General features: G+C 60.6%; 1 protein-coding gene. It reads right to left on the bottom strand.

All coding sequences use genetic code 11. The annotated features are described in order from the left end of the window. Nucleotides 1–55: 55 nt before the first annotated feature. Entirely contained in the window at nt 56–820 is a 765-nt protein-coding gene (locus AC3WLB_RS24275; RefSeq protein WP_001389365.1) for an IS6-like element IS6100 family transposase, read from the bottom strand. Nucleotides 821–881 lie beyond the last annotated feature (61 nt).

Genomic DNA, 881 nt, shown 5'->3' with positions numbered 1-881 from the left:
GGGCTCTGTTGCAAAGATTGGCGGCAGTCAGAGGTAGGCTGTCGCTCTGCGCCGATCAGGCGGCTGCTGCGAAATGGTGGTTGAGCATGCCCATGGCCTCCGTCAGCGCCGAGGGCCCAATGCCAAAAGCTCTCTCCACAAGGCGCACCTCGCCCCTGATGCCGGGCTGCAGGCACCAGGGGCGAGCCTGTCCTTTGCGCAGGGCTCGCATGACTTCGAATCCCTTGATCGTGGCATAGGCCGTGGGGATCGATTTGAAACCGCGCACCGGCTTGATCAGTATCTTGAGCTTTCCGTGATCGGCCTCGATCACGTTATTGAGATACTTCACCTGCCGGTGGGCCGTCTCCCGGTCCAGCTTTCCTTCGCGCTTCAATTCGGTGATCGCTGCACCATAGCTCGGCGCTTTGTCGGTATTGAGCGTGGCAGGCTTTTCCCAGTGCTTCAGGCCTCGCAGGGCCTTGCCCAGGAACCGCTTCGCTGCCTTGGCGCTGCGGGTCGGCGACAGGTAGAAATCGATCGTGTCGCCCCGCTTGTCGACTGCCCGGTACAGGTAGGTCCACTTGCCCCGCACCTTGACGTAGGTTTCATCCAGGCGCCAGCTCGGATCAAAGCCACGCCGCCAGAACCAGCGCAGCCGCTTCTCCATCTCCGGGGCGTAGCACTGGACCCAGCGATAGATCGTCGTATGGTCGACCGAAATGCCGCGTTCCGCCAGCATTTCCTCAAGGTCGCGATAGCTGATCGGATAGCGACAATACCAGCGCACCGCCCACAGGATCACATCACCCTGGAAATGGCGCCACTTGAAATCCGTCATCGTTCCGTCCGTCCAATCTCCGCCAAGCATGCTCAAGCTTCACGATTTTTGCAACAGAGCC

This window comes from Herbiconiux sp. FW305-C-125, from assembly GCF_058783455.1.
The sequence above is the reverse complement of the archived record's forward strand: the minus strand, read 5'-3'. Positions and strand labels throughout refer to the sequence as shown.